The 9,057-nt window shown below is 55.5% G+C and carries 6 protein-coding genes; all 6 read left to right on the top strand.

Annotated features, from left to right (window positions below):
- Positions 1–231 precede the first annotated feature (231 nt).
- The 6 genes from OEV49_17700 (at position 232) to OEV49_17675 (ending at position 8,736) form a co-directional block, all read left to right on the top strand.
- Positions 232–1,371, top strand: coding sequence for an SPFH domain-containing protein (locus tag OEV49_17700; GenBank protein ID MDH3892900.1), 1,140 nt, complete (start codon positions 232–234; stop codon positions 1,369–1,371).
- Entirely contained in the window at positions 1,346–2,761 is a 1,416-nt protein-coding gene (locus OEV49_17695; GenBank protein MDH3892899.1) for a hypothetical protein, read from the top strand. The genes OEV49_17700 and OEV49_17695 overlap by 26 nt, the downstream gene beginning before the upstream one ends.
- A gap of 236 nt (positions 2,762–2,997) precedes the next feature.
- Positions 2,998–5,652 carry a hypothetical protein gene (locus tag OEV49_17690; GenBank protein ID MDH3892898.1) on the top strand — a complete coding sequence of 885 codons (2,655 nt, stop codon included), beginning with the start codon at positions 2,998–3,000 and terminating at the stop codon, positions 5,650–5,652.
- 12 nt (positions 5,653–5,664) lie between these two features.
- A complete protein-coding gene (locus tag OEV49_17685; GenBank protein ID MDH3892897.1) occupies positions 5,665–6,657 on the top strand; it encodes a PorV/PorQ family protein in 993 nt (330 codons plus the stop codon).
- 11 nt (positions 6,658–6,668) lie between these two features.
- Positions 6,669–7,595 carry a PorV/PorQ family protein gene (locus OEV49_17680; GenBank protein MDH3892896.1) on the top strand — a complete coding sequence of 309 codons (927 nt, stop codon included), beginning with the start codon at positions 6,669–6,671 and terminating at the stop codon, positions 7,593–7,595.
- A 22-nt stretch (positions 7,596–7,617) separates the two neighbouring features.
- Positions 7,618–8,736, top strand: a complete 1,119-nt coding sequence (locus OEV49_17675; protein MDH3892895.1) for an isocitrate/isopropylmalate dehydrogenase family protein — start codon at positions 7,618–7,620, stop codon at positions 8,734–8,736.
- Positions 8,737–9,057: the final 321 nt, after the last annotated feature.

The raw sequence follows: 9,057 nt of genomic DNA, 5'->3' as shown, positions 1-9,057 counted from the left end.
CTGTCATTCCCGCGTAGGCGGGAATCTATCTCCCTTTACAGCGAGCATCCACCAATCTCCCCTAAGATTTCTGGCAACCTCACCCTGAGCGCCCCCCCTAACCCTGAGCCCCCCCCACCTCACCCTGAGCGGAGTCGAAGGGTGAAGTCTGAGAACGTGCCCGGATTCAAGCCGAGGCCTGATCCTGTCGATTAATCGAATAATGTAAAACCGTAACGCAAGGGAGTAGACATGGGTTTGTTGCTTGAGATTCTTGAATGGGTTGATCCTTCCGGCGAGGAGATGATTTACCGGATTCCGCAACAAGGTTCGGCTGACATCAAAATGGGCGCCCAGCTAATTGTCCGTGATTCGCAGATGGCCATGTTTTTCAAAAACGGGCATGCCGCCGACTCTTTTACAACCGGACAACATACGCTGACTACGTTTAACCTGCCCATCCTGACCAGGCTGTTGGCTTTCCCTTTTGGATTCAATTCACCGTTCCGTTCGGAAGTTTACTTTGTAAATCTGAAAGTCTTCACCAGTCTCAAGTGGGGCACCAAACACCCGGTCACATTCAAGGATTCCAAGCTGGGTCTGATACGTTTGCGGGGTCACGGCGCCTTCACGATCAAGATTCAGAACCCACCGCTGTTCTTGAACTCGATTGTCGGGCGGCAGGCAATCTACACCACCGATGAAATACAAAGCTACTTGCGCGATGTTATTATCGCCCGCCTGAACGATCTGTTGGGGGAGAGGCTGGACACCATTCTGGATCTTCCGGCCATCTATACCGAGTTGGCCGAGCAGTTCAAAGAGATTGTTCGCAACGAATTTGAGAAATACGGTCTTGAACTCACCGATTTCTTCATCTCATCGATCACTCCTCCCGACGAAGTCTCCAAAATGATCGACCAGCGTTCCGGACTTGAGGCGGTCGGCGATCTCGACAAATTCCTCAAGTTTGAAATGGCCAAGGGACTCGGCGGCCAGGGCGGCCCGGGTCAAGCCGGTTCCACTATGGGTATGGCGGCCGGTGTGGGCCTGATGATGCCGGCCATGATGTCAAAGGTATTCACCCCGGAACAGACCGACCTGAAACGCGAGTCTATTGCCACTGTCAAGTGTCCAGGTTGCCATACCGATACGCCGGAACAGTCGCGCTATTGCTATCGATGCGGGCATCCGATGGTGGTGCAGAGCGCCTGCCCGTCGTGCAGCAAAGAACTGCCGACCGAAGCCAATTTCTGCCATTTCTGCGGCCATAAACTGGACGCGAAAGTGCAATGCCCCCATTGTGCGGCCGAGGCTGTTCACGGTTCGAAATTCTGTGGAGCCTGCGGTAAATCCATGAGCGGTGATGACGCAACTGACTCAAACCAGTAAGAACCAGAGCGGTTTCTACATTGGCGTCAGCTGTCCCGGCTGTGGCGGCGAACTTAAACTCGAAAGCGAGTTTCATGTCATAGCCTGCGGGCATTGTGGCTCGGTCCTGAGGGTGACCATGCCCGATATCCCACCGGCTTATCTGGTGGCGGCCAAGGTTACCGAGCGTGAGGCCCGTTTTGCGATTGACAGATATCTCAAGGAACATGGGCTACCCTTAACCGATACCGGTCTACAGTTCAAACGAATCTACTATCCCTATTGGAAGGTCGACGCCGTGCTCCTGAAGGTGCGCAACCGGATCGAGACGCGCGAGCATGGTTGTGACGAAAACGGTCAGTCGGAGTGTGTGACCGAAAAAGAAAGAACCGATATCAGTCTGACGCCCTACTCGACCACCTTGCCGGCCGGGGTCGAGTTTGACGGCATGCCTTTCGCCATCGGCGTGAGAACGAGCTATCTCAAACTGGTACCGTTCTCTCGCGACAACACTCAGGACGGGTTTGAACCGCTGCCGGTAGTGAAACCATGGGCCGAGGCGGCGGAGAAACTACTTTCTCGTATCAACAACCTGGCCCAGCTTGATGAAGCAGCTTTTGGCAAGAACCGCACCGAGCTTTTTCGCCCCGTCGCCTCTCTGGTCTATTTTCCCTGCCTTGTCGCCGAGTCATATTCCGGTGGTGAATTCAGCCGCTTTGTCGTCGATGCCGTGACCGGTCGCATGTTGGACCACGTTGATCGGTCTGAGTACACCGGCCGGTCCGACACGGTCGATTCCCAGCCGATGGAGTTCGGCCGGCTCGGGGTCGATTTTCATCGCTGTTCCAATTGCGGCGAGGACCTGCCTTCCAGTCAGTCCATACTCTATGTGTGCGCCAATTGTCATCAGTTGATCTCGCTCGATCATGGATCTGAGCGCATTGGTTCTGTCTCCATGACGGTGCCGGCCGGTGCCCGGACCGACGGCCTGTTTCCCTTTTGGTCGCTGGCTGTGACTCCTGATGTACAGGCGCGTTTGCAGAGATTGTTCGGTGGTCTGTTTCGGTCTGAGAGACTGGTATTGCCCGGCTTTCGAATCGACAACTTCGAAGCCATGTTCCGGCTTACCAAACGAATGTCCGCGGCCCTGCCCAGAATCGAAACGGTGCCGGTCGACTCCTTCGATCAGCGCTGCCAACCGGTGACGCTCGGCCTGGCCGAGGCAAGGATGTTCGCCGGAATAATCACCTACCGGGCCGAACTGGATCGTATGGTCGGCACTCTGGCTCAGAAAGGCGACTTTGAGGTAACCAGCGCCGATCTGCTGTTTGCACCCTTTCATCCGGAGAGTTACTTCTATGTCGATTCAGTCATGGGCGCTGTTACCTTCGAGAAAAGCCTGATCAATTAGGTCTGATTCGGAACGGATTGGGTGCTGGCTGGTACAAAAGTTGGATCAGCACACGGCGTTCCGATTTGTCTTGCCTGCCCTGGTGATATATACTATTATCGGGCCGTTGGTATAGACATGAAATCGAGACGCCCCAATCGGATATGGGATTTTGATCATAGAGAACATCCAAGATACCGCCGCTGCATTCGGGCCCGGCCTGATGCCGGCGGCTGTTTTGTAAGTGGGAGAACGTAGTGAGATTGAAAAAAATCCGGCTCTTATGGCTTTTGGTCTTGGTCAGTCTGTTGACGGCCGCAACATCCTCGGCCCAACTACTCTTGCCCGCGGCCTTTCCATCGCCCGATAGTGGATACCTGAGCAACTCAGCAATCGACGTCATCACGCACGGCGGTGGTGTCTGGCTGATCACCGGTGAAGGGTTGAACGCCACTACCGACGGCGGACTTACCTGGTCGATCCACAACTCAGAAAACGGCGGTCCCGCCCCTTTGGTCAGTTCCAATATGTCGGCAATATACTCGGCGGGTAGTCGCTTGTGGGTTGGTTCCAATCACAGCGAGGTTCTCCAGGAACGCATCTTCACATTATCGGATGGCGTTTCCTATTCCGACGACAACGGCCAGACCTGGACCCAGATCGATTTCTCGGTGATAGGTCAGAACATCGGCTCGGTATGGGGTGGCGACCGCACAGTGTTCGACATCACCGGCCACGAAGACTGGGTTTTCTTCACCGCCTTCGCCGGTGGCTTTCTGGCCTCACGAGACAACGGCGTGAACTGGCGACGCATCTATGCCTCGAGCCTTGACTCGATACAGTTCAATGCCGGCGGTCAACCCAGTTTGCGCAACCGATATTTCTCATGCGCTACCGACAGCTCACATGGGGACACGCTGGTTGTTTGGGCAGGCACGGCTGATGGCGTGATGGAGTACATCTTTGCTCCGCCGCGTGAGAAACCGCATTCCAAACACATAAACCGAGTCGCTTTCTGCGATGGTTGTGTCGACAGCAGTTTTGTCTTTTTCGGTGGCGCCACCGGACTGACCCGTGGGCAGGTCACCGGCGCGCCATATATCAGTCGCTTCGTCGAGGATGGACTCCCCGGGCCCGACATTTCGTCGGTATTCGATTTCCGTGGACGTTTGCTGGTCGGCACCATTGACCCGGTTCTGCGAGCCCCCACCGGTTTGGCCGCCTCTGATGATCGCGGCGACAGTTTCTATTCGATCACCGGATTTGAGAGCGACACCATCTCGGACTTTGCGGCTTTAGGCGAGCGTCTCTACATGGCTGCACAAGAGAACGGTCTGGTAACCTCGCTTGATACCGGCCTGACCTGGGAGCGCATCCTGATTGATTCGGTTACCCCGTCCGCTCTGCACAATATGGTCAATTCGGTCTCCGCGGTGATGGAGATCGATGGATTGCTGGCAGTGGGTACCGACACCGGATTGGCCCTTCTGTATTTTGATCCAGCCGGTTCTATTGACTCGCAGGAGTTTCACGCCTTTCCGGAATACGACTCCACTTCTCAGGGAGATGCCAGCTCGGCGCGAATTGTCACGGCTAAGGCGCAGCCGTTATACACTGTCGAAAGCCTGGACACTCTTGGAAACCTCGATTCGGTTCTGGATTCGCTCGCTATCTGGACGATCCATCGACCGCTGACGCTCGAAGGGCGCCCCATTGTGGGCAGGCACAATATCGACAGCACCCGCTGGCTCAGGCTCCAGGTGGATGTGGTCACCAACGATGTCAATTTCATGGGAGACACTGCCTACGTTGTCGGAGAGGCCGGGATGCGGTTCACCACGGCCGGTTTCAACCCGGGTCTCTTTGACGGTGAGATCGTTGATGTGGAGCATCGTGTCAACGGCATACTGGTCGATAATCTATCGGATGACGTGCTCACTACTTTGGAGGTCAAAGGGGACACCATGATACTCGGGACCGATAACGGTTTCGCCGTGTCGCTCGGTGCGACCGGTGAGAGTGAGCGAAAATGGCGCATTCAGCGCGTCAACACCGACAGCCTGGCGGCTGATGCCGTGGTAACACACAAGCCCATTAACACCGGCGGCGGGCTGGTCGGCAGCTTTATTCCGGCCTTGGCCGTTCAATATGTCGATGATGAATATGCCCGCATATGGGTGTCCAACCGGCATCGAGAATTCGGCGATTCCGTCGCCCTGAGCGTCGGACGAGTGGTGCCGGTCGACGAGGACGGCAACGAATTGTCACCGGATGACATCGGGCTGGCGGTCGGATTCCAACGAAAGTGGCGAGCCCTCTATAGAGATGACTTCGCCTGGAACTTCGCCTTTGACAATTCCACCGTCTTTGCGGCAACAGGCGGTGGCCTGGTCTATAATAACGATGATACTTCAACCAGTTGGGATACCGTGGCCATGACCTACAATAACGGAGAGCCTCTGCTGGCGTACAACGCTCCAGTGTATGGTGTTGCGGCAAGCTCGCCATACTTGTGGGCGGGAACCGATGATCGCACGGTGCGGTTTGATTTGGCCGACTTCCAAAACGGGCAGAGCTTCTTCGTGGTGGATTCTCTAACCCCACCGGATGAAGTGTATGCTTTCCCGGTGCCATTCAGCCATACTCGTGATCCGATCGTCGACTTCCACTTTGTAGTGGAATCCGAAGGGCGAATCACACTTGAGATTTACGATTTCGCCATGAATCTGGTGGCGCGCGTTATCGACAACGTCTCCTACCTCAAGGGAACCTATCCGGCTTCCGGTACCCTCCGTGCAACCTGGGATGGTTACAACGGTAAGGGGGAGCAGGTTGCGGTCGGTGTTTACTATTTCAAAGTGGAATACTCAACCGGCGATGTGAGTTGGGGTAAACTGGCGGTCATACCGTAAGGAGAGTCATCGATGAAAACAAAAACTACAATATTCCTGACCCTTCTGGCTGTCCTTACTTGCGGATCACTCTACGCCGCCGACGGCGACGGCGGATATGCCGGTGCCTTTTATCAGGTGCCGATTGGTGCTCGTCCCACCGCTATGGGCGGCGCCTATCGGGCGATTTCCGACGACGGCGCAGCACCGCTCTACAATCCGGCCGGACTGGCCGGACTTAAGACCAGTCTGTTCTCATCCTCGTATCGTTTGATGAAGCTGGATCGGCAGGTCGGCTATGTCACCCTTATGTTCCCGGCCAAAGGGAACTCGGCGCTCGGTTTGCACTGGCGCTATGCCGGCTCCGGCGCCGTCGATGTACGCAACGCCGACGGCGATAAGCTGGGGCGTGAAATCAGTATGAACAGTCACGACTTCGCGGTTGTTTTCGCCAAACGATTCGCCGGACCGTTCGCCGCCGGGGTCAAGATGTACTACCTGCACTCCGGGTTTGCCGACATGAAAGCGTTCTCGGTCGGCTTCGATGCCGGGTTCATGCTACACATGGATCACCTGCTGCACGAACGTGGTGAGTCCGAAGGCAGCGCCGTCAGGGATATCCAGTTGGGTCTGACCCTCAAATACTTCGAAGCAAAGTACATTTGGAAAAACGAAGAGTACGTGTTTAGATATATCGATGGCAGTTCCTTCGGCACCGAGCAAGAAGACAAGATCCCGGTAGAGATCGGATTAGGAACATCGGCACGCCTCAGGGATGGTCGGTTGCTCCTGGCCGGTGATCTTGTCAAGAACTCCAAGCAGGGTGTGGCCGTTCATCTGGGCGGCGAGTATATCGTCAAACCCGAGTTTGCGCTGAGGGGCGGTTTTTCTGATGGTCGTTTCACCGTCGGCACCGGATATATCTTTAATCTGTCCGACCGTGTTCTGGGCATCGACTACGCTTTCTCCACCGACCGTGCCGATGAAGGTTCCGAGCACGTCTTTTCGTTTGAACTTAAGTTTTAAGGTAGACGGTAATGAGATCACTGAGCTCAACCCTTGTATCACTGACTGTCGTGACCGTCGCATGTTTGATAGTGTCGCCGCCTGCCAATTCCGTTTTGGTGGTCGATGGATTGTTCATGCTGAAAAACGACCACGGCGCCCGCGCTTCCGGCATGGGCGCGGCGGTGGTGGCGATAGGTTCCGATGCCAACGGCATTGCCTACAATCCGGCAGCGGCGGTGGGGCTGGACAAATTCACGGCATCGTTCGGACATACCGTTCACTGGGAGAACATCCGGATGGAATCCGCCTTTTTCGGCACCGGACTCTCGACAAATCTATACTTGCACGGCGGCATCCGCTATGGTGCGGACGATGACATCGAAAAACGCGGCACCGTCCCCACGGCGGACCCGGAGGCGCTCTTTGATGCCCACGATATTTCCTTCAAAGCCGGCCTGGCCTACCGTGTCTCGCCCAGGTATTCGGTCGGCGCGGCCATGGGTTGGTTTATAGAAGAAATCGAAGGCTACCGAGGCAGCGCCTTTAATATCGATCTGGGCGCCCAGGCCAAAATCAACCAGCAAATCAATCTGGGCGCTTCGGTGACAAATCTGGGGTCCAGCTTCACCATCACCAAAGCCAACCAGCGCGGTTCCAACGACATTCCGCTGCCGACGGCCTGGCGGGTCGGTGGTAGCTATCTCTATCGGAGTTATTATCGCGGCGCGCTTGAGTTGGTGTATGCCGATGACGAGATGCATGCACACTTTGGAGCAGAGGCGCAGTTGCATAAAATGCTCGATCTCCGCACCGGATACATGGCCGGCTACGACACCAAAAACTTCACGGCCGGGACGTCGTTTAGATATCGCAACATAGTGATCGACTATGCCTTCGTGCCGTTTACATCCAATTTGGGAACATCACACCTTTTCAATATTACTTTTTCATTGTAGAACAAGACTGGAGAGCTAACCAATGGCCAAGTACAAAATTGCCTGGATGCCGGGCGATGGTGTCGGTAACGACGTCATGGAGGCAGCCAAAATCGCCCTGGATAAACTGAACCTGGATGCCGAGTATATTCACGCCGACATCGGCTGGGAGTTCTGGAAAACTGAAGCCAACCCGTTGCCGGATCGGACCGTTGAGATTCTGAAAAATGTCGACTGCTCGCTATTTGGCGCCATCACCTCGATGCCCAAAGAAGAATGCGAGCAGGAATTGATTCCCGAACTGCAAGGCAAGGGGCATGTGTACAGCTCACCTATCGTGCGGCTCAGGCAGGAGTTCAACCTGCGCACCAACCTGCGTCCTTGCAAAGCGTATCCCGGCAACCCCCTCAATTACAAAGAGGGCATCGACATCGTTGTCTTCCGCGAGAACACCGAGGACCTTTACTCCGGCGTGGAGTTCCATCCGTTCCCGGACGAAGTGCGTGAAACGGTCAAGAAGCACAACCCCAAGATGGGTCGCTTCGATAAACATCCCGCCGATGAAGTCGCGGTGTCGTTGCGCATCAATACCAAAACCGGATGTCGCAACATAATCACCGATGCATTCGAACTGGCCAAGAAGACCGGTCGAAAAACAGTCACCGTCGTCGAGAAACCGAACGTCATTCGAGAGACCTCCGGCCTCATGGTGCGCACGGCGCGCGAAGTGGCCAAGAGCTATCCCGATATCGAACTCTGGGAGACGAACATCGACGCCATGTGCATGTGGCTGGTCAAGAATCCGATGGACTACTCGGTGCTGGTGACATCGAACATGTTTGGTGACATTGTCTCGGACCTTTGTGCGCAGTTGGTCGGTGGGCTGGGCTTTGCGGCCTCGGGAAACATCGGCGACGACTTGGCCGTGTTCGAACCGACGCACGGCAGCGCTCCCAAGTATGCCGGGCAGTATAAAGTCAATCCGATGGCCATGCTTATCACGGCGCGCATGATGCTCGAATGGCTTGGCGAGACGGACAAGGCAGGTGCTTTGGAGGCAGCCATTGCTGCGGTCATTAAAGAAGGTGCGGTTCGGACTTATGACATGGGCGGCAACAACACGACTCTTGAAGTCGGAGAGGCCGTCGCGGCCAAGCTGTAGTCGTCAGAGATTCTTGTAGGGCGGGTTTGTCCTCAAACCCGCCGATCTCACCGTGCGCGGTGTTTGTCCTCATGCGCCGAGGTAATAAATCACCCATAAATGGGTCCCATGCGCTCCGCGGTGATAAATCACTTTATGCGCTTCGCGCGTCCCAGTTGTCACGCCTACCCCATTGTCATGCCCGCGCAGGCGAAAAGGTGAATTCACATTTGAAGTGCAACAGTTCCTTCCAAAATACCTCTGCCGGGGTCCAAAAGTCCAGACATTTTCGGGGCGTGTTATTGTACGCCTGTATGAAATGCACGAAGTGTTCCTCCGGTA

Source organism: Candidatus Zixiibacteriota bacterium (assembly GCA_029860345.1).
Lineage (GTDB): Bacteria > Zixibacteria > MSB-5A5 > GN15 > FEB-12 > JAJRTA01.
Note: the sequence above shows the minus strand (reverse complement) of the source record. Positions and strands in the feature narration are given on the sequence as shown.

Bases quoted from the DNA above. Each gene is read 5' to 3' on its own strand.
- OEV49_17700 (MDH3892900.1), top strand. From the start codon at position 232: ATGGGTTTGTTGCTTGAGATTCTTGAATGGGTTGATCCTTCCGGCGAG.
- OEV49_17695 (MDH3892899.1), top strand. From the start codon at position 1,346: ATGACGCAACTGACTCAAACCAGTAAGAACCAGAGCGGTTTCTACATT.
- OEV49_17685 (MDH3892897.1), top strand. From the start codon at position 5,665: ATGAAAACAAAAACTACAATATTCCTGACCCTTCTGGCTGTCCTTACT.
- OEV49_17680 (MDH3892896.1), top strand. From the start codon at position 6,669: ATGAGATCACTGAGCTCAACCCTTGTATCACTGACTGTCGTGACCGTC.
- OEV49_17675 (MDH3892895.1), top strand. From the start codon at position 7,618: ATGGCCAAGTACAAAATTGCCTGGATGCCGGGCGATGGTGTCGGTAAC.